Here is a 20,978-nt window from a genome sequence, read left to right on the forward strand (position 1 = left end):
GTGGATGTCGCAATCCACACCTGGCCAGAAGGCCCTCACTCACTTCAAGATCACCACGCCGTGAGCCCTGTCACCAACCTCCGTGGGCAGTACATCTAGCGCTTGAGCCGCTCCACGGCCGAGGCCACCCGCTCGTCGGTGGCGGTGAACGCCACCCGCACGAACCGGTCGCCGGCCGGGCCGTAGAAGTCGCCGGGGGCCACCAGGATGCCCAGCTCGGCGAGTTCGGCCACGCTCTCCCAGCACGGCCGGTCCTGGGTCGCCCACAGGTACAGGCTCGCCTCGGAGTGCTCGATCCGGAACCCGTACGCCTCCAGCGCGGCCCGCAGGGCGCTGCGCCGCTGGGCGTACCTGGCCCGCTGCTCGGCGACGTGCGCGTCGTCGGCGAGGGCGGCCGCGGTGGCCGCCTGCACCGGCGCGGGCACGATCATGCCGCCGTGCTTGCGGACCTCCAGCAGCTCGCGGACCACCACCGGGTCGCCGGCCGCGAAGGAGGCCCGGTAGCCGGCCAGGTTGGAGCGCTTGGAGAGCGAGTGCACGGCCAGCAGGCCCTCGTGCGAGCCGCCGCAGACCGACGGGTGCAGCACCGACACCGGCTCGGCCTCCCAGCCGAGTTCGAGGTAGCACTCGTCGCTGACCAGCAGCGCCCGGTGCTCCCGGGCCCACTCGACGGCGCGCCGCAGCTCGGCGGCGTCCAGCACCCGTCCGGTGGGGTTGGACGGCGAGTTCAGCCACAGCAGCCGGACCCTGGAGCCGTCCAGCTCGTCGACGTCCTGGTAGGCGACCGGCTCGGCGCCGCACAGCAGCGCGCCGACCTCGTACGTGGGGTAGGCGAGCTTCGGGTAGGCGACCTGGTCGCCGGGGCCGAGGCCGAGCTGGCCGGGCAGCCAGGCCACCAGCTCCTTGGAGCCGACGGTGGGGAGCACCGCCTCGGGGCCGATCTCGGCGCCGCAGCGGCGGCCCAGCCAGCCGGCGATCGCGTCGCGCAGCGACAGCGGGCCCCACACGGTGGGGTAGCCGGGCGTGTCGGTGTGCGCGGCCAGCGCCCGCTGGACCAGCTCGGGCACCGGGTCCACCGGGGTGCCGACGGAGAAGTCGCAGAGCCCGTCCGGGTGCGCCAGGGCGGTGCGCTTGTACGGTTCGAGCCGGTCCCAGGGGAAGACCGGCAGGCGGTCGGAGACGCGGCGCGCCGCCCCCGGGTGGCCCGGGAACGGCGCGTGCGTGCTGTCGTTGGTGCTCACAGCGTGGATGCCACCGATCAGTGGTCGGCGTTCTGCGGGGGCAGCGCGGCGATGAACGGGTGGTCGCGCTCGATCAGGCCGAGCTTGGAGGCGCCGCCGGGCGAGCCCAGGTCGTCGAAGAACTCGACGTTCGCCTTGTAGTAGTCCTTCCACTCCTCCGGGGTGTCGTCCTCGTAGAAGATCGCCTCGACCGGACAGACCGGCTCGCAGGCGCCACAGTCCACGCACTCGTCCGGGTGGATGTAGAGGGAGCGCTCGCCCTCGTAGATGCAGTCCACGGGGCACTCTTCGATGCACGCCTTGTCCTTGACGTCGACACAAGGCTGCGCGATGACGTAGGTCACGCTGTCGTTCCTCCTCGGAAGGGCTGCCGCCCTACTGTTTACTCGGTCGCGCTTTGCGCGCGGCGTCGCCGATGCCCGCCCCTAGTATCGCGGGTCGGGGCACGCAAATGCACAGGAGGTGCGGTTCATGGTCGGCGCGGTGCCGTGGGAGGCCCGTCCGGAGGTCCGGATAGGCCCGTCTGACGTGGGACGACGGGTGTCGGTCCGGCGTGTCGACGGCGTGGCGGACGGGCGTCCGGTGTTCCGCGACGCGATCGGCGTGCTCACCTCGTGGGACGGCGACGGGTTGACGGTCGAGCCGCGCGGCGGCGCGCCGGTGCGCTTCGCCGCCGGGCTGCTGGTGGCCGGCAAGCCCGTCCCGGCGTTCCCGGCCCGGCGGCTGGCCGCGCCCGCGACCGGCCCGGTCGAGCTGCAGCGGATCGCCGCCCGCGGCTGGCCCGCCGTCGAGCAGGAGCAGCTGGGCGGGTGGACGCTGCGCGCCTCGGCCGGGTTCACCCGGCGGGCCAACTCGGTGCAGACGCTGGGCGACCCGGGCCTGCCGCTGGACGCGGCGCTGGACCGGGTGCGCGACTGGTACGCGGCCCGTTCGCTGCCCGCGTACGTCGAGGTGGTCTCCCCCGGCTCGCCGCCCGGCCTGGCCGCCGAGCTGGACCGGCTCGGCGCGGCCCTCGCCCCGACCCTGGTGCGCACCGCCCCGCTCGGCGGGCTGGCCCGGGCCGGTCGCCCGGCGGACGTCCGGCTCGCCCGCACCGCCGGGCCGGAGTGGCTGGCGCTGTACCGCCGGGTGGGCGGCGACCCCGCCCTGGAGGCGGCCGCCACCGCGGTGATGCACGGCGGTCCCTCGGTCTGGTTCGCCCGCGTCCCCGGCCCGGACGGCACCCCGCTGGCCATCGGCCGGCTGGTGGTGGACGGCGCCTGGGCCTGCTTCGGCGCGGTCGAGGTCGCCCCGGCCGCCCGCCGCCGCGGCCTGGCCACCGCCGTGCTGGCCGCGCTCGCCGCCCGGGCCGCCGAGGAGGGCGCCACCGGCGGGTACCTGCAGGTCGAGGCGGACAACGGGGGCGCGATCGCGCTGTACGACCGGCTGGGCTTCACGACCAGTCACACTTACCACTACGCCCGCCTTCCCCAGCGGTAGCGTGCACCACCTGTAGTGAGCCACGACCGCTGCTGAACCGAAGGCCGCAGTGACCGAGCAGAGCAGAACCCGCTTCCGCACCGAAGCCCGGGGCGAACACCCCGACCCGGTGCTGCTGTGCCTGCTCGCCGCCGCCGAGCACACCCTCGGCGACCCCGGCGACAGTGCCGAACAGCCGTCCCCGGACGCCCTCCTGACGGCCTGTCAGGCCGCCCTGGACCGGCACGCCGCGGCCATCCGCGAGGCCGTCGCCGAACGCCGCCCGAGCGGCCCGGAGGAGACCGCCGCGCTGCTCGCGGCGGTGCTCGGCGGGCGCGAGCGCTTCCACGGCCGGCAGTCCGACTACCTCCGGCTGGAGTCCTCGCTGCTGCCGGAGGTGCTGCGCCGCCGCCGCGGGCTGCCGATCATGCTCTCGCTGGTCTGGTCGGCGGTGGCCGCCCGGGCCGGGCTGACCGTCCACGGCATCGCGCTGCCGGGCCACTTCATCGTCGCGGTGGGCGATCCGGGCGGCGGCGACGAGTACGTGCTGGCCGACCCGTTCCACGGCGGCCGGCTGCTCGACGTCTCCGACGTGGAGCGCCTGGTCGCCGCCTCCGGCCACCCGTTCTCCCCCGAACTGCTCACCCCGGCGCAGCCGTTGGACACCGTGCTGCGCGTCCTGGGCAACATCCGGCGCTGGGCCGCCGACCGCCCCGAGCACGCCCGCACCCAGCTCTGGGCCGCCGAACTGGCCCTGCTGCTGCCCCGCCACCCCGCGCAACTGCGCCTGGAGCGGGCCGAGTTGCTGGTCAAGACCGGCGACTTCCTGGGCGGCGCCGCCGAGATGGAGGACTACGCGAAGATCCTGGACGCCTTCGATCCGGAGAGCGCGGCGAAGGTCCGCCTGGAGGCGAGGTCGGCCCGGCACCGGCTCAACTGAACGCGCCCGGCCGGGCGGTGCGCGGGCGGCGGCCTACAGCCAGCCCTTCTCCCGGGCGACCCGGACCGCCTCCGCGCGGTTGCGGGCGGCCGTCTTCTGGATCGCCATCGACAGGTAGTTGCGCACCGTCCCCTCGGAGAGGTGCAGCCGGGCCGCGATGTCCGCGTTGACCGCGCCGTCCGCGGCGGCGGCGAGCACGTCGCGCTCGCGGCCGGTGAGCGGGTTGGCGCCCTCCGAGAGGGCCGCGGCGGCCAGCGTCGGGTCGATCACCTTCTCGCCGCGCAGCACCCGCCGGATGGCCTCGGCGAGTTCCGCCGCGGGGGCGTCCTTGACCAGGAAGGCGTCCGCCCCGGACTCCATCGCCCGGCGCAGGTAGCCGGGCCGGCCGAAGGTGGTGGCGATGACGACCTTCGTCCCGGGCTTGGCCTTCCGGACCTCCGCGCAGGCGTCGATGCCGGTCATGCCGGGCATCTCGATGTCCAGCACCGCGACGTCGACCCGGTGCTCGGTCACCGCCGCGGCCACCTCGTCGCCGCGCGCGACCTGGGCGACCACCTCCAGGTCGCCCTCCAGCGAGAGCAGCGCGGCGAGCGCCTCCCGCACCATGCCCTGGTCCTCGGCGAGCAGCACCCGCACCGGTCGCGCATCCGTTCCGTCCGTCACGTCGGGCAGCCTATTCCCCGCTGGGTCCGGGCCGCAGCGGGACCAGGGCGCGCAGCCGGAAGCCCTTGCCGCGGTTGGCGGCGGCGGTCTCCAGCCGGCCGCCGACCTGGGCCAGCCGCTCGCCGAGGCCGGACAGGCCGTTGCCGGCGGCGGACTTGCCGGGGCCGGGGCCGTTGTCGACGACCTCCAGGACGGCGTAGCGGCCGTCCTCCTCCCAGGTCTCGTCGAGGTGGACGCCGCACCGGGTGGCGCCGGCGCCGTGCCGGACCACGTTGGTGACGGCCTCGCGCAGCGCCCAGGCGAGCACGCCGGACTCCTCGGGGCCCAGGCCGGGGTGGTCCTCGGCGAGCCGGGGGTCGGCGTCGAGCGCGACCTGGCTGGCGGCCAGCGCGGTGCGGGCGGCGGCGAGTTCGACCGGCAGGGTGGGGCGGCGGAAGCCGCTGACGGCGCTGCGGACGTCGGCCAGCGACTGCCGGGCGACCTGTTCGATGTCGGCGACCTGGGCGCGGGCGTCGGCGGTCTTGCCGGCGTCCATCAGGCGTCCGGTGAGTTCGCCCTTGATGGCGATCAGCGAGAGCGAGTGGCCGAGCAGGTCGTGCAGGTCGCGGGCCAGCCGCAGCCGTTCCTCGGAGGCGGCGAGGTGGGCGACGGCGGCCCGGGCCTCGCGCAGCTCCCGCATGGTGGTGACCAGCCGCTGCATGCCGAGCATGGCGAGCCCGGCCAGCACGCAGGGCAGGCCGATGCTGACCATGGTCTCGACGTCGGCGCGGCTGGTCAGCCCGACCAGGGCGAAGACGCCGGTGGTGGCGAGGACGCCGACGATGCCGAGCCTGCCGGGGAAGGTGACCGCGGCGCACACCGAGGTGTAGGTGAACAGGGTCAGCCAGGACTCGCCGAGGGTGTACGAGGTGCCGACGGCGATCGCGGCCATCAGGGCGAGCGGCAGGTACTGCCGGGCCGGGTGGCCGCGGCGGTTGCGGACGATCACGACGGTCAGGTAGGCGGCCAGGAAGACGACCAGCGCGACGGCGCCGGCGACGGTCGCCGACCGGGTGTGCTGCCGGGTCGCCAGGTCCTGGAGCGGGTAGGCCAGGTAGAACGCCCAGACCGAGGTCCAGGCGAGCTTGACCATCAGTTGGCGCTTGGTGTCCACCGGCGCGCCGGGGTAGGTGGTCCAACGGCCGTCCGGCCCGTCCTCCCCGTTCCGGTCGGGGCGGCGGGCCGGTGCGGGCGTCTGCATGGGCGCCATCATGCCTGCTGGGCGTCCTTGCGGTACAGGTAGGCCGCGGCGGCGGTGAAGACCGCGAGGAAGGCGGCGAGCGCGACGATCGGGAGGCCGGCCACGCCCTGGCCGTGGATGAACGAGGCCAGCTGGTTGTAGTCGTAGACCGGGTTGAACCGGGCGTAGGTCTTCAGCGAGTCGCTGACCGGGAACCAGGTGCCGCCGAACAGCGCCATCAGCATGTAGACGATCATCACGACCGGCTGGATCGCGTCCGGCTGGGCGGCGTAGCCGAGGGCGACGCCGAGCGCGGCGAAGACGAAGCTGCCGAGCCAGAGCGCGACGCCCAGGCCGAGCCACTGGGCGGCGGTGAGGTCGACGCCCTCGATCGCGCCGATCACGAAGACCACCAGGATGGCGGGGAGCGTGGTGACCGCGCAGGCGGCGATCTTGCCCAGGGTGTAGGCCCGGCCGGGCAGGGCGGTGAGCCGCAGCTGGCGGGTCCAGCCGCTCTTGCGCTCCAGCGAGATCCGCTGCGCGGAGCCGGTCAGCACGGCGCCGACCGCGCCGAAGGTGGCCATCGAGACCATGAAGTACGACTTGACCGAGACCCCGCCGGCCACCGTGCCGCCGCTGCCGTAGGCGCTGATGAAGAAGACGTACAGCAGCGCCGGGTAGAGCACGGTGAACATCAGGTACCGCTTGTTGCGCAGGGTGCGCAGGATCTCCAGCCTGACCAGGGTGATCATCGCGCGTTCTCCTCTTCGCTCTCGTTGCGGTCCTGCTCGCCGGTGATGGTGAGGAAGGCCTGTTCCAGGCCGAGGCTGGTGACTTCCAGCCCGCGCGGGTACAGGCCCGCCTTGTAGAGCGCGGCGACGCCGGCGTCGGCGTCGGCGGAGCGGATCCGGACGGTGCGCACGCCGTCGGCGCGGGTGCTGACGTCCAGGCCGACGGTGCCGGGCAGGGCGCGCAGCACGGCCTCGTCGAAGGCGCCGCCGTCGGAGGGGTGGAGTTCGAAGCCGATCCGGCGGGCGCCGGCCCGGGCCTTGATCTCGGCGGAGGAGCCGTCGGCGATCAGCCGGCCCTTGTGCAGGACCAGGACCCGGTCGGCGATGGAGTCGGCCTCCTCCAGGTAGTGGGTGGCGAACAGCACGGTGCGGCCGGCGTCGGCCTGGGCCCGCATGGCCTCCCAGAACTGGCGGCGGACCGAGACGTCCATGCCGGTGGTGGGCTCGTCCAGGACGATCAGGTCGTTGGCGCCGGCCACCGCGAGGGCGAACCGGACGCGCTGCTCCTGGCCGCCGGAGAGCTTGTCGACCCGCCGGTCGGCGATCTCGGTGATCCCGGCGGTGGTCAGCACCTCGTCGACGCCGTGGCCGCGGGGGTGCACCTTGCAGGCCAGTTCGACGATCTCGCGGACCTTGACGTCCGTCATCAGGCCGCCGCTCTGCAGCATCGCCCCGACCCGGCCGGCCGCGATCGCCGCGCGGGGGGTGCCGCCGAACAGCTCGACCGTGCCGCTGTCCGGTTCGCGCAGGCCCAGCAGCAGGTCGAGGCTGCTGGACTTGCCCGCGCCGTTGGGGCCGAGCAGGGCGACCGTCTCGCCCGGGCGCAGCACCAGGTCGAGGCCGTTCACCGCCTTCACCCGGCCGTAGCTCTTGCTGACGTTCCGGAAGGCCGCGACCTCCCCCGTTCCCGTCGTCATCCGAACCGAGTCCTTTCGAGAGCCGTTCTCTCCGACTCCTCCAGACTCCCCGGGACGGGGGTGTCGGCGGCAGTGCGCGCCGTCGTGACCTCCGCATGACGGATGTCACGGTCCGGGCGGTCACGACAGGCCGAGCGCGTCCTTCAGGAAGCGGACCTGGAGCAGCAGCAGGTTCTCCGCGACCTGCTCCTGCGGGGTCATGTGGGTCACCCCGGACAGCGGCAGCACGGTGTGCGGGCGCCCGGCCGCGAGCAGCGCGGTGGACAGCCGCAGGCTGTGCGCGACCACCACGTTGTCGTCGGCCAGGCCGTGCACGATCATCAGCGGCCGGCGCAGCGAAGGGGCCATCTCCACCAGCGAGTTGGCCCGGTACGACTCGGGTTCGGTGCGCGGGTCGCCGTAGTAGCGCTCGGTGTAGTGGGTGTCGTACAGGTCGTGCTCGGTGACGGGCGCGCCGGCCACCGCGGCGTGGAAGACGTCCGGTTCGCGGAGCACCGCGGCGGCGGCCAGGTAGCCGCCGTACGACCAGCCGCGGATCGCGACCCGGCCCAGGTCGAGCGGGAACTGCTCGGCGAGCGCGTGCAGCGCGTCGACCTGGTCCCGGACCGAGACCTCGGCGGTGCGCCGGCTGATCGACTTCTCCCAGCCGGGGCTGTGCCCGGGGGTGCCGCGCCCGTCCGCGACGATCACCGCGAAGCCCTGGTCGGCGAACCACTGGGACACCAGGTGCGGGTTGTGCGCCCGCACCACCCGCTGCCCGTGCGGGCCGCCGTACGGGTCCATCAGGACGGGCAGCTTCCCGGCGGTGTCCGGGTCGTAGCCGGTGGGCAGCAGCACCGCGCACGGGATGCGCCGCTCGCCGGCGAACCGGAACACCGGCCGGGCCGCCAGCAGCGGGGTGGCCGCGTGCGAGGCGATCACCAGCGGTTCGGCGCCCGCGCGGTGCACGGTGACGGTGGTGCCGGGCCGCGCCGGGTGGGCGGTGGTGAGCACGGTGGTGCCGCCGCCGCGCACCGCGCCGAGCGCGCCCTCGCCGACCTCCCGGACGCCGTCCGGCCCGGCCTCGAAGACGCCCAGCCAGCCGGGCGGGCGGCGCTCGAACTCGGCGGCCCCGGCGGAGGCGGTGAACAGCACCCGCTCGCCGTCCGTCCCGAGCACCGCGCGCACGTGCAGCCCGGCGTCGGTGAGCGCCCGCTCGCCGACGGTCAGGACCCGCGCGCCGTCCCGGTCGGTGATCCGCACCGGCTGCCCGTCGGCCCGCCGCACCGGCGATCCGGCGAACAGCTCCAGCCAGTCCGGGTCCCGCTCGGTGACCAGCACCGCGGTCTCCCCGGTGGCCGGGTCGGCCTCCAGCACCAGCTGTTCGCGCTGGTCGCGGGCCTGCACCTGGAGCAGCGGCGGCCCGCCGGCCGACCAGTGCACCCGGGCCAGGTACGGGTACGCCGCCCGGTCCCAGCGGATCTCGGTGCGGGTGCCGTCCAGGCCGAGCCGCCAGAGCCCGACCTCGGCGTTGGGCGTGCCGGCCGCCGGGTAGGCGACCTCGACCGGCGGGCGGCCGGGGTTGGCCGGGTCGGCGATCCACCAGCGGCGCACCGGGGTGTCGTCGACCCGGGCGGCCAGCAGCGCGCTCCCGTCCGGGGCCCACCAGTGGCCGCGGTCGCGGCCCATCTCCTCCTGGGCGATGAACTCGGCCTGCCCCCAGCTGACCCCGGCCGCCTCGGGCCCGGCCAGCAGCCGGTCGCCGCTGCCGTCGGCGGCGGTCACCCGCAGCTCGCCGCCGGGGGTGGCGTAGGCGACCCGGGTGCCGTCCGGGCTGGGCCGCGGGTCCAGCAGCGGGGTGGCGGCGGGCAGTTCGCGGGTCGCGCCGCTGTCGGTGTCGACCGCGAACAGCCGCCCGGAGAGCACGAAGGCGGCGGTGCGCCCGGCCGCGTCCAGGGCGTAGCCGACGATCCCGGCGGAGGTCTCCCGGCTGCGCTCGCGGCGGGCCCGCTCGGCGGCGGACAGCTCCTCCGCGCCGCCGCCGAGCAGCTCCCCGGGGTCGGCGAGCACCCGCTCGACGCCGGTGGCCACGTCCAGCCGCCACAGCAGGTTGCCGTGCCGCCCGTCGCCGCGGGCGCGCAGGAACAGCACCCCGGCGCCGTCCGGGGAGACGCTGAACGAGCGGGGCGCGCCCGCGGTGAACCGCCCGGTGCGGGCGTACTGCCGGGGGAAGGTGTCCTGCGGCTTCTCGGTCGTCATGGGCCCGACCCTACGGCCCCGCCCGCCGGTGATCACCCGGACGGCGCAGCCCGCCCGGAGGAGGCGTACGACCGTTCGGAGGGCCGCTGACCGGGGGCGCTGCCGACCGGACCGGGCGGCGCGACACCCCGGGCCGCCTCACGGAACGTCACCCGGGCGTCACTCATCGGGTATGTCTGGAACATCGTTCCGCCCGCTGCCCCGCCCCGGGGCAGCGCACCCGAGGAAGGGTGTGAGCCGTCATGGCTTTGTCCGTCTCCGCCGTCGTGCTGATGCTGGTGGTGGTCGTGGTGCTGGTCCGCCGGTCGACCCTGAAGCTGAGCCACGCGCTGGTGTGCTCGCTGCTCGGCTTCTACCTGGCGTCCAGCTCGATCGCGCCGACGATCCAGCAGGTGACGTCCAACCTGGCCGGGATGCTCAACGGCCTGGACCTCTAGCGCGGCGCCGGATCGTGCGCGGCCCGCCCGGGGTGTCCCCCTCCGGGCGGGCCGCGGCCTGGCCGTAAGCTGCCGGGCATGACCTCCGTACCCCCGGCCGACTCGCGCGGGCTGCTGCTGGTGCACGCCCACCCCGACGACGAGTCGATCAACAACGGCTCCACGATGGCCCGGTACGCGGCCGAGGGCGTCCGGGTCACCCTGGTGACCTGCACGCTGGGCGAGGGCGGTGAGGTGATCCCGCCGGAGCTGGCCCATCTGGAGCAGGGCCGCGACAACGCCCTGGGGGCCCACCGGATCGGCGAACTCGCCGCCGCGATGCGCGCGTTGGGCGTCACCGACCACCGCTTCCTGGGCGGCCCGGGCCGCTGGCGGGACTCCGGGATGATGGGCGTCGCGGACAACGACGACCCGTCCTGCTTCTGGCGGGCGGACGTGGACGAGGCGGCCGGCCTGCTGGCCGGGGTGGTCCGCGAGGTCCGGCCGCAGGTGCTGGTGACGTACGACGAGAACGGCGGCTACGGCCACCCCGACCACATCCAGGCGCACCGGGTGGCGCTGCGCGGCTACGAGCTGGCCGCCGACCCGGACTTCCGCCCGGAGCTGGGCGCGCCCTGGCGGATCGCCAAGGTCTACTACAACCGGGTGCCCCGCTCGGTGATCGAGGCCGCGCTCGCGGAGACCGCCGCCGAGGCGCCGTTCGCGGGCACCGCCCCGGTCGGACAGATCCCCGGCGTGGTGGACGACAAGGCGGTCACCACGGTGCTGGACAACGCGGCGCACGCCGGGGCGAAGGCCGCCGCGATGCGGGCGCACGCCACCCAGATCACGGTGGACGGACGCCACTTCGCGCTCAGCAACGGCCTCGGGCAGCCGCTGCTGGCCACCGAGTACTACGAGCTGGTGCGCGGCGAGCCCGGCCCCGGCGACCCGGAGACCGACCTGTTCGCGGGGGTGGAGCGGTGAGGCTCCCGCAGCTCCTGCTCGGCACCCGCGAGCAGCGCCTGGCCGAGCCGATGCCGCCGCGCGGCGTCCGGATCGCGGTGTACGTCGTGCTGTTCCTGCTCGGCGCCGCGGTGTCGGTGTGCGGAGCTTTCGTGCAGACCCTGTGGGGCGGCTTCGGCGTGGTCCTGGCGCTGGCGGCCTGCGCCGGGCTGTTCTACGGGGGGCTGCGGGCGACCGGCACCAAGCTCGGCGCGGGCGTCGCGCTGGGCGGCTGGTTCGTGGTGCTGGCGGTGCTGCTGGCGCCCCGTCCGGAGGGTGACCTGGTGCTCTCCGCCACTCCGTCCGCGTACCTGTACCTGTTCGGCGGCGCGGTGCTCGGCGTGGTCTGCGCGACCCTGCCGACCCGTTCCGGGTTCCTGTTCGGCGTACCGGCGCCGGAGCCCCGACGGGCCGTCAAGGACGGCGGCCGCTAGCGCACGGCGGGTCGGGGGGCCACCGGGATGCCCGGTCGTCCTCCGGCCCGGATGCCTTGTCGGTAAGGTGGTGCCCCGGCGGACCACCCCCCTGTCCGGCCCGGCCGGGTCGGACGGTAGCTTCGGCACCACTCGCGTGGCGGGGCGCTCGCCGCAGCCGACATGTGAACAGCCGATGTCCCCGGGGCCGGTCGGCCCGCCGCACGGCCGCAGGCCGCCGTCCGGCGGTCCCCGCCCCATACGCAGCGGACGGCCCGGCCGGCCCGGCCGCGAACCCGGAGCAGAGCAGCATTGAGCAGCCGCGAATCTGACAACGCCCATCCGCAGCCCCGCCGCGGCGGCCCCGACGCGTACCCGTCGGGCACCCCGCCGTACGGCACCGGCGTGCCCGGTGGGCTCGGCGCGGACCCGGCCGCCGGACGGACCGCTCCCGGTCCGCGCTCCGACGAGGCCGCCGCGCCGAAGACCACGGAGACCACGCTGACCACCCGGGTGCGGATCAACATCCCCGGTTCGCGGCCGATCCCGCCGGTCGTGGTGCAGAGCAAGGTCAAGGACGAGCCGCCCGCCGAGCCGTCCGGACCGCGCCACCGCGGCGGCGCGGGCGACCCGGTGCTCGGCGTGATGGACGGCGGGGCGCGCACCGCCGTCCCGCCGACCCTGCCGCCGGAGTGGCAGGAGCCGTCCGCGGCGAAGGCGGCGAAGCCGTCCGAGTCGGAGTCCACCGGCGAGTGGTTCAAGCCGCGCCAGAAGGGCCGTCCGGAGCCCGCCCCGGCCGCCGCCGCCCCGGCGGGGCCGGCCCAGGGCGCCCCGGGGGCCCAGCAGCCCGCGCCGCGCCCGTCCGGCGCGCCCGCCTCGCCGTTCGCCCCGGCCGACCCGGCGGCGTCCTCGCGCACCGGCGGCCACCCGCTGCCGCACCAGGGCGACCCGTTCCGGACCGCCGCCGCGCCGGACCCGTTCGCGCCGGACCAGGCGGCCCAGGACCCGTTCGCCCAGGACCCGTTCGCCGCGCAGCAGCCCCGGCGGTCGGAGCGGCAGCAGCCGCAGGCCCGGCAGGGCGGCCCGCAGGACCCGTTCGCCCAGCCGCAGCCGCAGCCGCAGCAGCCGCAGTCCCAGCAGCCGCCTCAGTCGCAGCAGCCCCAGCAGCCCCAGCAGCCGGGCCCGTCCGCGGCCGCCGCCGAGGACCCGTTCGCGGCCCCGCACCCCGGCCAGGGCCGGCCGCGGACCGGCGCCGACCCGTTCGCCGCCGCCGACCCGTTCGCCACCGAGCAGTTCGCCGCCGACCCGTTCGCCACCCCCGCCCCCGGGCCGCGCGGCGGCGAGCGCCCGGAGCCGCCGCAGGCCGCCGGGGAGCCGGAGGACACCCAGATCGGCGGCTTCGACCCGGTCACCGGCGACGAGCCGGCCCCGGGCGCCGGCATATCGGACCCGCCGACCACCCAGCTGTTCCTGAAGTCCCCGGACGGCGGCGACCCGTTCGCCGAGGAGCCCCGGCCCCGCCCGGCCGGCGAGGGCGGCGGCCGGTTCGCCGACCTGCCCGCCGCGCAGCCGTTCCCGGGCGGCTCGCGGGCCGCGACGCCCAAGCGCGAACCGTCCCGGGCCCCGGCCCCGGACGCCCCGGCCGAGTCCCGGCCGCCCGCCGAGCGGGAGGAGCCGGCGCCCGCCGCGAAGAAGAAGGGCGGTCGCGGCCGGAAGCTGGTCGTGACCGGTCTCGGCGGCGTGCTGTTCCTCGGCGCGGCGGCGTACGGCGCGGGCCTGATGATGAACCAGTCGGACATCCCCAAGGGCACCACGGTGCTGGGCACCGACATCGGCGGCGACTCCCGCGACCAGGCGGTGACCGCGCTGGACGGCTCGGTCGGCAAGGCCGGGCAGCAGCCGCTCAAGGTGAGGATCGGCGACCAGCCGGTCTCCCTGGACCCGGCCAGCGCCGGGCTGAGCTTCGACACCACGGCGACCGTGGACGCGCTGACCAAGCACAGCTACAACCCGGTCGAGGTGCTGGGTTCGCTGACCGGCGGCGCCAAGGCCGTCGAACCGGTGGTGCGGGTCGACCGGGCGAAGCTGAAGGCCGCCCTGGACGACCTGGGCGCCAAGTCGGGGCAGAGCCTCCAGGAGGGCTACGTCCGCTTCACCGAGGCGGGCGGCACCGAGGTGGTCCCGGGCGCCGGCGGCAAGGCGCTGGACTCGGCCGCCGCCGCCGACCTGGTCGAGCAGGCGTACCGCGGCCGGGCGGCCGGCCGGGCGGACGCCGAGGTGGTGCTGCCGGTCGCCGACGCCCAGCCGAAGGTCGGCCAGGACGTGCTCCAGGCCGCCGCCGACGACCTGGGCAAGCAGGTGCTGAACGGCAACGTCACGGTCACCTCGGGCACCAAGCAGTTCGCCTTCGGCCGCAACACCGCCGCCAAGGCGCTGGTGCTGGCCCCGGACGCGTCCGGCACCGTGGTCCTCAAGTGGGACCTGGACAAGCTGGCCGCCGCCGTCGGCACCACCTTCGACAAGCTGAAGACCACCCGCAACGGCCAGCAGACGGCGATCACCGCGCAGGACGTGGCGGACGCCATCGCGCAGGGCGTCTCGAAGACCGGCAAGGACCGCACGGTCAAGATCCCGGCCTGACGGGCCGTCAATCCACCGGTGGGGCCGGGGCGCCGGACGGGCGCCCCGGCCCCACTGGCGAATCCTCGCCACTGGCGTCACGGAACAGGGCGAACCGGGCGCCGCAACCGGGCGGCCACGCGGCGTTACCAATACTTGATCCGCGGCAGGTCGACAAGTCAGTTCGCCGGTACGCAAGATGTGCCGCGTGCCGAGACCCCGCTCCCTCCCGCGCGCCCTGACCGCCACGGCGGCGGCGCCGCGCCCCCCGTCGTGTCCGCGCGGTCCCACCCCGGACCCCGTCGGCGGCGGCGGGGCCCGGGAGGCCGCCGGACCGGTCCCGCCGAGCCCGTCGACGCGGTCCGCGGGAACACCGGGCGGACGAAGTAACAACCGCCGGCGGTAACGCCGCGGCGAAGTCCCGCCAATGGCGGGAAAATGCCAGTCGGGCGGTTCCCCGCGGACCGCCCGAATTGGGTGACCCCTACCCATGAATTCGCTGAGGCATGCCCGAAAACACCGGCGTCCGATTATCGGACACTCAATTGCGCCCGCCATTTGCGGTGAATGGCGTCAAACCGGACACTTGCTCTACGCGCGTCATCCGGACACGGTCTCGAACTCGACGTCCTGATAGCGGAGCTGACCGTGCATCGTTACGGACATGTGAACGATCATTGACGCCGTTTGTCCGGTTTTGACCGTCTCGCCGAGTCGGTGTCAAGAGTTCGGGAACTACGAAGTGGTTGACATTCCAGCACGAAGGAGGAAATGGGCCGTCGACAACTGAGGAACTCTTGACGTTCGATAAACGACTTGCAAGAGTCCATTCATCCAAGTTCTTACTCCTTGCTTCTGCACGGACCACGGTCGGGAGCTTTAGCACCATGACGACGCCTACTGGGGCCACGACGGACGGGGACACCTCCCGTCCCGGGCCGACGTCGGACCTCGCGGACAACGCCACGGCCGACGCGCCCGCAGATCCGGGCTTCCGCGGCCTCTCTCCCGGGAAGCTGATGTGGCGCCGCTTCCTCCGTGACCGCACCGGGGTGGTGAGCGCCTGCGTCGTGCTGTTCTTCGTCGCGGTGGCGATCCTCGCGCCGGTCATCTCCATGCTGTACGGCAAGGACCCGAAGACCCACTACGGCCAGGAGGACGTCAGCCTGCTGACCGACTCCGGCCTGCCCACCGGGCCCAACGGCGGCATGAGCGGCGACTTCTGGTTCGGCCTGGAGCCGGGCCTCGGCCGCGACGTGTTCACCCTGCTGATCTACGGCATCCGCACCTCGCTGATCATCGCCGTCGCCACCTCGCTGCTGACCACCGTGATCGGTGTCGCGCTGGGCATCGCGGCCGGCTACCTCGGCGGCAAGTTCGACTACTTCATCGGCCGGATCATCGACGTGCTGATGTCGTTCCCGTCGCAGATCTTCCTGATCGCCACCATGCCGGTGGTCACCAGCCTGCTGGTCAAGCCCGACCAGGGCGTGCCGGAGTGGCTGCCGTTCGTCTCGGTCACCATCGTGCTGTCGCTGCTCGGCTGGATGGGCCTGGCCCGCATCCTGCGCGGTGTGTCGCTGTCCCTGCGCGAGCGCGAGTTCATCGAGGCCGCCAAGGTCACCGGCGCCTCCCCGATGCGGATCATCTTCAAGGAGATCCTGCCCAACCTGTGGACCCCGATCCTGGTGCAGTCCACCCTCGCCCTGCCGGCGTTCGTCACCGCCGAGGCGGGCCTCTCGTACCTCGGTGTCGGTGTGTCCGAGCCGGTCCCGGACTGGGGCCGCATGATCGCCGACGCCTCGGGCTTCCTCCGGACCGACGTCACCTTCCTGCTCTTCCCGGGCCTCGCCATGGTGGTGTTCGTTCTGGCCTTCAACCTGCTCGGCGACTCCGTCCGGGACGCGTTCGACCCGAAGACCAACCGCTGACAGACCCTCAAGACTCCGGGGGGACGGGAAAGCCAGGCCCCGGGCACACCCACGAAGATTCCGTACAACTATCCCAGGCAGGATGAAGATGAGCTCTCGCAAGACGCGGCTCGCCGCCGCCATTCTGGTGGCCGGGGCCCTGACCGTCACCACGGCGTGCTCCAGCGGCCACAGCAACAGCGACGGCAGCAAGGCGGGTGCCTCCAAGGCCCCGGTCAAGGCCACCTCGATCTCGGTCGGCACCGCCGACGACTCGAAGGGCCCGGCCGCCCCCGAGGACGGCGCGAAGAAGGGCGGCACGGTCAACATGATCGACCGCGACGACTTCTCGCACCTCGACCCGGCGCAGATCTACATGAACTACAACGCCGAGGTCTCGCTGCTGTTCACCCGCCAGCTGACGGGCTACAAGACCCTCCCGGACGGTTCGCAGAAGCTCGTCGGCGACCTCGCCACCGACACCGGCTCCACCACCGACGGCGGCAAGACCTGGAAGTTCACGCTGAAGGACGGCGTGAAGTGGCAGGACGGCAGCCCGATCACCTCGGCCGACATCAAGTACTCGATCGAGCGCACCTACGCCTCGTTCATCAAGGCCGGCCCGACCTACATCCAGACCTGGATCTCGGGCGACAAGTACCGCGAGGCGTACGAGGGCCCCTACGGCGGCAAGGAGCTCGACGCCGTCCAGACCCCGGACGCCAAGACCGTGGTCATCACCTTCGCGGACGTCCACCCGGACGCCAACTTCACCCTGGCGATGACCGGTTACGGCATCGTGCCGAAGGCCAACGACACGAAGGAGGAGTACGACAAGAAGCCGTTCTCCTCCGGCCCGTACCAGATCGTCGAGCACGTCACCGACCGCTCGCTCGACCTGGAGCGCAACCCCAACTGGGACCCGGCCACCGACCCGATCCGGAACGCCTACCCGGACAAGTGGCACATGACCTTCGGTGTCCAGGCGCAGCAGTCCACCGAGCGCTTCATGGCGGACAACGGCGACGACAAGACCACCTTCTCGTTCCACAACACCGTGTACCCGTCGTACATCGACCAGGTCAAGGCGGACGAGAAGCTCAAGCCCCGCACCCTCGAGGGCCTGACCCCGTACGTCGACTACTACTACATCAACAACACCCGCATCAAGGACCAGAAGGTCCGCGAGGCGCTGATCAAGGCGTTCCCGCACCAGCAGACCCGCCAGCTGTCCGGCGGCACCTCCTACGGTGACTACGCCACCTCGTACATGAGCCCGACCGTCCTGGGCTACGAGTCCTACGACCCGTACGGCATCCTCAAGAAGCCGCAGGGCGACCCGGACGCCGCCAAGCAGCTGCTGACCGAGGCGAACGCGGTGGGCACCACCATCGTCTACGCGTACAACAACACCCCGCTCCAGCAGAAGATCACCGAGGCGATCCGCGACGCGCTGGAGAAGGCCGGCTTCAAGTTCGTTCCGAAGCCGCTGGACGCGAAGACCTACTACGACGCCATCGGCCTGGTCAACAACGAGTACGACCTGTACTGGGGCGGCTGGGGCGCCGACTGGCCGACCGGTTACACCTCGCTGCAGCCGGTCTGGGACGGCCGCGCCATCGCCGACGGCGCCGCGAACTACGCCCACGTGAACGACCCGGAGATCAACTCCGCGATCGACGCCGCGGCGAAGATCGCCGACCCGGTGGAGCAGGGCAAGGCCTGGGCCGCGCTCGACAAGAAGCTCCAGGACAAGGCGCTGTCGATCCCGGACGTCTACCAGCGCTCGCTGAGCCTGTACGGCTCGGGCCTGGGCGGCGTCACCTTCGACACCCTGGCCGGCCTGCAGTCCCCGCTCAACATCTACGTCAAGTAGTAGTCGTCACCGAGCAGTAGCTCACGGCGGGACACCGGCACGATCTGCCGGTGTCCCGCCCCGATCAGGAGAGCCCGTCCGATGCTCCGATTCCTCGTCCGCCGAACCCTCGGCGCTCTCGTCATCCTGCTGATCGTCTCGATGATCACGTATGCGCTGTTCTTCGCGATCCCGGCGGACCCGGCGCGGCTCTACTGCGGCAAGACCTGCACGCCCGAGAACCTCGCCCTGATCAGGCACGACATGGGCTTCGACCACTCGTGGCCGGTCCAGTACTGGAACTGGCTGAGCACCATCTTCACCGGCGGCACCTTCAACGGCACCCACTGCGGCGCCCCGTGCTTCGGCTACTCCTTCGACAAGAAGGAGCTGGTCGGCGGCATCCTCGCGGACCGCTTCCCGACCACCCTGTCGCTGACCGTCGGCTCCGCGATCATCTTCCTGCTGGTCGGCGTCGGCACCGGCATGCTGGCCGCCCACAAGCAGGGCAAGGCCGCCGACAAGGTCGCCAGCTCCTTCTCGCTGCTGGCCTCCTCGATGCAGATCTACGTGGCCGGTCCGCTCGCGCTCTGGGCGCTCTGCTACAGCACCAACCTGCTGGACCTGCCGACCTACGTGCCGTTCACCAAGGACCCGATCGGCTGGGCCGGCGGCCTGCTGGTGCCGTGGATCGTGCTGTCGCTGATCTGGACCGCCAACTACACCCGCATGACCCGCTCCTCGATGGTCGAGCAGCTGTCCGAGGACTACGTGCGGACGGCGCGGGCCAAGGGCATGTCCGGCACCTCGGTCTTCATGCGCTACGCCTGGCGCGGCGCGATGGGCACCATCGTCACCGTCTTCGGCATCGACCTGGGCGTGCTGCTCGGCGGCGCCATCATCACCGAGACGACCTTCAGCCTGCACGGCCTGGGCGAGCTGGCGATCCACTCGTTCCGCGACTCCGACCTGTCGCTGCTGGTCGGCGTCACCGTGGTGGCCGCCACCCTGATCGTCTTCTTCAACATCATCGTCGACGCCGCCTACGCCCTGATCGACCCGCGCATCCGCCTGGCCTGACGGCCACACCCCGGCCGACCGGCAGTCCCGACCTCACGTACCGCACCGAGGAGCCCAGTCCATGACCACCCAGGCCAAGCCCGAGGAGGTGTCCGCCGGCAGCGGCGGCACGCCGTTCCTCTCAGTCCGCGACCTCTCGGTCCGCTTCAGCACCGAGGACGGCGTGGTCCGGGCCGTGGACAACCTCTCCTTCGACGTCGCCCCGGGCTCCACGCTCGGCATCGTCGGCGAGTCCGGCTCCGGCAAGTCGGTGACCAACCTGGCCGTGCTGGGGCTGCACAACCCGGACCGGACCGAGATCACCGGCTCGATCAAGCTGGATGGCCAGGAACTGATCGGCGCCTCGAACCGGACGCTGGAGAAGCTCCGCGGCCAGAAGATGTCGATGATCTTCCAGGACCCGCTGACCGCGCTGTCGCCGTTCCACAGCATCGGCAAGCAGATCGGCGAGACCTACCGCAAGCACACCGGCGCCTCCAAGAAGGAGTCCCGGGACCGGGCGATCGAGATGCTGACCAAGGTCGGCATCCCGCAGCCCACCCTGCGGGTCGACGACTACCCGCACCAGTTCTCCGGCGGCATGCGCCAGCGCGCGATGATCGCGATGTCGCTGGTCTGCGACCCCAAGCTGGTCATCGCGGACGAGCCGACCACCGCGCTGGACGTCACCGTGCAGGCCCAGATCCTGGACCTGCTGAAGGACCTCCAGCAGGAGATGGGCACCGCGATCATCCTGATCACCCACGACCTGGGCGTGGTCGCCCGGACCGCCCAGGACATCATGGTGATGTACGCGGGCCGGGCCGTGGAGCGCGGCACCGTCCGCGAGGTGCTGAAGGCCCCTCAGCACCCGTACACCTGGGGCCTGCTGGCCTCGATGCCGAGCCTGACCGGCGACGTGAACGTGCCGCTGCGGCCGGTCCGCGGCACCCCGCCGAGCCTGATCAACCTGCCGTCCGGCTGCCCGTTCAACCCGCGCTGCGACTTCCGCGAGTACGTGATCGGCGGCGGCTGCACCACGGAGCGCCCGCCGCTCTCCCCCGCGACCGGGCACGCCGCCGCCTGCCACCTGAACCCGGCGCAGCGGCAGGACATCTTCATCGACCAGATCAAGCCGCGGCTCGGCTGAGAGGGACCCCATGAGCAACGAACTGACCCTCGACAAGCCGGCCGTCCCGGTGCCCGCCCCCGGTGACCCGCTGCTGTCGCTCAAGGGCCTGCAGAAGCACTTCCCGGTGATGGACGGCTTCCTGTTCAAGCGCCAGGTCGGCGCGGTGCACGCGGTGGACGGCCTGGACCTGGAGGTGTTCCCCAGCGAGTCGGTGGGCCTGGTCGGCGAGTCCGGCTGCGGCAAGTCGACCACCGGCCGCCTGGTGACCCGGCTGCTGGAGCCGACCGGGGGCGAGATCCGCTACGCCGGCCAGGACATCACCCACGCCGGCCGCAAGGAGCTCGCGCCGATCCGGTCCGAGATCCAGATGATCTTCCAGGACCCGTACTCCTCGCTGAACCCGCGGCACACCGTCGGCTCGATCATCGGCGCGCCGATGGAGATCAACGGGATCAACCCGAAGGGCGGCGTCCAGCGCCGGGTGCAGGAGCTGCTGGAGACGGTCGGCCTCAACCCGGAGCACTACAACCGCTTCCCGCACGAGTTCTCCGGCGGCCAGCGCCAGCGCATCGGCGTGGCCCGCGCGCTGTCGCTGAGCCCGAAGCTGATCGTCGCGGACGAGCCGGTCTCGGCGCTGGACGTGTCGATCCAGGCGCAGGTGGTCAACCTGCTCCAGGAGCTGCAGCGCGAGCTGGGCATCGCCTTCCTGTTCATCGCCCACGACCTGTCGGTGGTGCGGCACTTCTCGCAGCGCGTCGCGGTGATGTACCTCGGCAAGATCGTCGAGATCGCCGACCGCACGTCGCTGTACGAGTCCCCCCGGCACCCGTACACCCACGCCCTGCTCTCCGCCGTCCCGGAGGCCGACCCGGACGACGACCGCGAGCGCATCCGCCTGGTCGGCGACGTGCCCTCCCCGGTCAACCCGCCCTCGGGCTGCCGGTTCCGGACCCGCTGCTGGAAGGCGCAGGAGAAGTGCGCGGCGGAGGAGCCGCCGCTGATCCAGCTCTCCGGCAACGCGGCCGGGCACCTGACGGCCTGCCACTTCCCCGAGGAGGGCACCACCAGCGCCGTCCCGGAGCAGCGCGCCGGGGTCTGAGCC

At 73.2% G+C, this 20,978-nt stretch carries 18 protein-coding genes; 11 read left to right on the plus strand and 7 right to left on the minus strand.

Annotation, left to right across the window (positions count from 1 at the left end):
- Positions 1-95: 95 nt before the first annotated feature.
- Both dapC and fdxA read right to left on the minus strand, forming a co-directional pair.
- Complete coding sequence (dapC, locus tag ACIP60_RS10100) at positions 96-1,241, minus strand: succinyldiaminopimelate transaminase (protein WP_400682061.1); 1,146 nt, start codon at positions 1,239-1,241, stop codon at positions 96-98.
- A 17-nt stretch (positions 1,242-1,258) separates the two neighbouring features.
- Positions 1,259-1,585: a ferredoxin gene (gene fdxA, locus ACIP60_RS10105; RefSeq protein ID WP_030061559.1), complete on the minus strand. Its 327-nt coding sequence runs from the start codon at positions 1,583-1,585 to the stop codon at positions 1,259-1,261.
- A gap of 196 nt (positions 1,586-1,781) precedes the next feature.
- On the opposite strand from fdxA, the gene ACIP60_RS10110 reads away from it, so the two are divergent.
- Positions 1,782-2,720, plus strand: a complete 939-nt coding sequence (locus ACIP60_RS10110) for a GNAT family N-acetyltransferase (RefSeq protein ID WP_400682063.1) — start codon at positions 1,782-1,784, stop codon at positions 2,718-2,720.
- A 49-nt stretch (positions 2,721-2,769) separates the two neighbouring features.
- Positions 2,770-3,639, plus strand: a complete 870-nt coding sequence (locus ACIP60_RS10115) for a transglutaminase family protein (RefSeq protein WP_400682066.1) — start codon at positions 2,770-2,772, stop codon at positions 3,637-3,639.
- Between the two features lie 33 nt (positions 3,640-3,672).
- Here the strand turns inward: ACIP60_RS10115 and ACIP60_RS10120 are convergent, their stop codons facing one another.
- The 5 genes from ACIP60_RS10120 to ACIP60_RS10140 all read right to left on the minus strand — a co-directional run bounded on the left by ACIP60_RS10120 (position 3,673) and on the right by ACIP60_RS10140 (position 9,467).
- A complete protein-coding gene (locus ACIP60_RS10120) occupies positions 3,673-4,311 on the minus strand; it encodes a response regulator (protein WP_400682671.1) in 639 nt (212 codons plus the stop codon).
- Between the two features lies 1 nt (position 4,312).
- Positions 4,313-5,542, minus strand: a complete 1,230-nt coding sequence (locus ACIP60_RS10125; protein WP_400682068.1) for a sensor histidine kinase — start codon at positions 5,540-5,542, stop codon at positions 4,313-4,315.
- Positions 5,543-5,550: 8 nt separating this feature from the next.
- Positions 5,551-6,273: an ABC transporter permease gene (locus ACIP60_RS10130; protein ID WP_400682071.1), complete on the minus strand. Its 723-nt coding sequence runs from the start codon at positions 6,271-6,273 to the stop codon at positions 5,551-5,553.
- Positions 6,270-7,229, minus strand: coding sequence for an ABC transporter ATP-binding protein (locus ACIP60_RS10135; protein WP_282202461.1), 960 nt, complete (start codon positions 7,227-7,229; stop codon positions 6,270-6,272). The genes ACIP60_RS10130 and ACIP60_RS10135 overlap by 4 nt, the downstream gene beginning before the upstream one ends.
- A gap of 120 nt (positions 7,230-7,349) precedes the next feature.
- Complete coding sequence (locus tag ACIP60_RS10140; RefSeq protein WP_400682073.1) at positions 7,350-9,467, minus strand: alpha/beta fold hydrolase; 2,118 nt, start codon at positions 9,465-9,467, stop codon at positions 7,350-7,352.
- 242 nt (positions 9,468-9,709) lie between these two features.
- Here ACIP60_RS10140 and ACIP60_RS10145 point away from each other — a divergent pair, with 242 nt between their 5' ends.
- The 9 genes from ACIP60_RS10145 to ACIP60_RS10185 all read left to right on the plus strand — a co-directional run bounded on the left by ACIP60_RS10145 (position 9,710) and on the right by ACIP60_RS10185 (position 20,975).
- Positions 9,710-9,904, plus strand: a complete 195-nt coding sequence (locus tag ACIP60_RS10145) for a DUF2304 family protein (RefSeq protein ID WP_100836494.1) — start codon at positions 9,710-9,712, stop codon at positions 9,902-9,904.
- Between the two features lie 78 nt (positions 9,905-9,982).
- Positions 9,983-10,870 (plus strand): N-acetyl-1-D-myo-inositol-2-amino-2-deoxy-alpha-D-glucopyranoside deacetylase, encoded by an 888-nt coding sequence (gene mshB / locus ACIP60_RS10150; protein WP_400682074.1) that lies wholly within the window; start codon positions 9,983-9,985, stop codon positions 10,868-10,870.
- Positions 10,867-11,322 (plus strand): DUF6113 family protein, encoded by a 456-nt coding sequence (locus ACIP60_RS10155; RefSeq protein WP_400682075.1) that lies wholly within the window; start codon positions 10,867-10,869, stop codon positions 11,320-11,322. Before mshB ends, ACIP60_RS10155 begins: the two co-directional genes overlap by 4 nt.
- A 291-nt stretch (positions 11,323-11,613) precedes the next feature.
- The gene (locus tag ACIP60_RS10160) at positions 11,614-13,941 is read left to right on the plus strand and encodes a hypothetical protein (RefSeq protein ID WP_400682077.1); all 2,328 of its coding nucleotides are present in this window, start codon (positions 11,614-11,616) and stop codon (positions 13,939-13,941) included.
- A gap of 866 nt (positions 13,942-14,807) precedes the next feature.
- Positions 14,808-15,851 carry an ABC transporter permease gene (locus ACIP60_RS10165; protein WP_100836498.1) on the plus strand — a complete coding sequence of 348 codons (1,044 nt, stop codon included), beginning with the start codon at positions 14,808-14,810 and terminating at the stop codon, positions 15,849-15,851.
- Positions 15,852-15,939: 88 nt separating this feature from the next.
- Positions 15,940-17,706, plus strand: a complete 1,767-nt coding sequence (locus tag ACIP60_RS10170; RefSeq protein ID WP_400682078.1) for an ABC transporter substrate-binding protein — start codon at positions 15,940-15,942, stop codon at positions 17,704-17,706.
- Positions 17,707-17,787: 81 nt separating this feature from the next.
- Positions 17,788-18,765, plus strand: a complete 978-nt coding sequence (locus ACIP60_RS10175; protein WP_100836500.1) for an ABC transporter permease — start codon at positions 17,788-17,790, stop codon at positions 18,763-18,765.
- 61 nt (positions 18,766-18,826) lie between these two features.
- A complete protein-coding gene (locus ACIP60_RS10180; protein ID WP_400682081.1) occupies positions 18,827-19,894 on the plus strand; it encodes an ABC transporter ATP-binding protein in 1,068 nt (355 codons plus the stop codon).
- Positions 19,895-19,904: 10 nt separating this feature from the next.
- Positions 19,905-20,975 (plus strand): ABC transporter ATP-binding protein, encoded by a 1,071-nt coding sequence (locus tag ACIP60_RS10185; RefSeq protein ID WP_400682083.1) that lies wholly within the window; start codon positions 19,905-19,907, stop codon positions 20,973-20,975.
- Positions 20,976-20,978: the final 3 nt, after the last annotated feature.

It is taken from the genome of Kitasatospora sp. NPDC088783 (genome assembly GCF_044750705.1).
Lineage (GTDB): Bacteria > Actinomycetota > Actinomycetes > Streptomycetales > Streptomycetaceae > Kitasatospora > Kitasatospora fiedleri.

Bases quoted from the DNA above. Each gene is read 5' to 3' on its own strand.
- ACIP60_RS10125 (WP_400682068.1), bottom strand. From the start codon at position 5,542: ATGCAGACGCCCGCACCGGCCCGCCGCCCCGACCGGAACGGGGAGGAC.
- ACIP60_RS10130 (WP_400682071.1), bottom strand. From the start codon at position 6,273: ATGATCACCCTGGTCAGGCTGGAGATCCTGCGCACCCTGCGCAACAAG.
- ACIP60_RS10135 (WP_282202461.1), bottom strand. From the start codon at position 7,229: ATGACGACGGGAACGGGGGAGGTCGCGGCCTTCCGGAACGTCAGCAAG.
- ACIP60_RS10140 (WP_400682073.1), bottom strand. From the start codon at position 9,467: ATGACGACCGAGAAGCCGCAGGACACCTTCCCCCGGCAGTACGCCCGC.
- ACIP60_RS10145 (WP_100836494.1), top strand. From the start codon at position 9,710: ATGGCTTTGTCCGTCTCCGCCGTCGTGCTGATGCTGGTGGTGGTCGTG.
- mshB (WP_400682074.1), top strand. From the start codon at position 9,983: ATGACCTCCGTACCCCCGGCCGACTCGCGCGGGCTGCTGCTGGTGCAC.
- ACIP60_RS10165 (WP_100836498.1), top strand. From the start codon at position 14,808: ATGACGACGCCTACTGGGGCCACGACGGACGGGGACACCTCCCGTCCC.
- ACIP60_RS10170 (WP_400682078.1), top strand. From the start codon at position 15,940: ATGAGCTCTCGCAAGACGCGGCTCGCCGCCGCCATTCTGGTGGCCGGG.
- ACIP60_RS10175 (WP_100836500.1), top strand. From the start codon at position 17,788: ATGCTCCGATTCCTCGTCCGCCGAACCCTCGGCGCTCTCGTCATCCTG.
- ACIP60_RS10180 (WP_400682081.1), top strand. From the start codon at position 18,827: ATGACCACCCAGGCCAAGCCCGAGGAGGTGTCCGCCGGCAGCGGCGGC.
- ACIP60_RS10185 (WP_400682083.1), top strand. From the start codon at position 19,905: ATGAGCAACGAACTGACCCTCGACAAGCCGGCCGTCCCGGTGCCCGCC.